The organism is Bradyrhizobium denitrificans, assembly GCF_013179005.1.
GTDB lineage: Bacteria > Pseudomonadota > Alphaproteobacteria > Rhizobiales > Xanthobacteraceae > Bradyrhizobium > Bradyrhizobium denitrificans.
In genome coordinates this window covers 1-874 of record NZ_JABFDP010000083.1, presented here as the reverse complement: position 1 = coordinate 874, position 874 = coordinate 1, and the positions used below count along the sequence as shown (strand labels likewise).

Annotated in this window: 1 pseudogene; it reads left to right on the top strand. The window is 60.5% G+C overall.

Annotation, left to right across the window (positions count from 1 at the left end):
- Positions 1-82: 82 nt before the first annotated feature.
- Positions 83-874 (top strand): annotated as a pseudogene (locus tag HL671_RS37830) (IS3 family transposase); the annotation flags it as partial.

Genomic DNA, 874 nt, shown 5'->3' with positions numbered 1-874 from the left:
TGATCTGAGGCCGGAAAACTGGACCATTTTTGGCTAGAGTCTTGCGCTGCCGAATCCCCTCGGCTGGGAGGAGCGGAAGACGATGAAAGCCTCGAAGTTTTCGGACGCCCAGAAGGCGTTCATTCTGAAGCAGGGCAATGACGGCGTGCCGGTCGCCGAGATCTGCCGCAAGGCCGGGATCAGCCAGGCGACTTATTTCAATTGGAAGAAGAAGTATGACGGGCTGCTGCCGACCGAGATGCGGCGGCTGAAGCAGCTCGAGGACGAGAACGGCAAGCTGAGGAAGCTGGTCGCTGATCTGTCGCTCGACAAGGAGATGCTGCAGGACGTGATCCGCCGAAAGCTGTGAAGCCTGGTCGGAAGCGCAAGCTCGTCGACGAGGTCTGTGGCGAGTGGCAGGTATCGATCCGCAGGGCCTGCGACGCCCTCGAATTCGACAGGTCGACCTACCACTACAGATCCCGTCGCTCCGACCAGGCCGCCCTCGAACAACGGATCAGGGAGATCAGTCAGGTTCGCGTCCGCTACGGTTATCGCCGCATTCACGTCGTGCTTCGTCGCGAAGGATGGCGCCACGGGCAGAACAAGACGCGGCGTGTCTATCGCGAATTGGGCCTGCAAATACGCAACAAGACGCCGAAGCGCCGGGTCAAGGCCAAGCTGCGGGACGATCGCAGGCCGGCAACGCGATCGAACGAGACCTGGGCGATGGACTTCGTCCACGATCAGTTGGCAACCGGACGCAAGCTTCGGGTGCTCACGATCGTCGACATCTTCTCCCGATTCTCGCCAGCGCTGACACCGCGGTTCACTTTCCGCGGCACCGATGTCGTTGAGATATTGGAAGGAGTCTGCAATGAAGTGGGATTCCCGG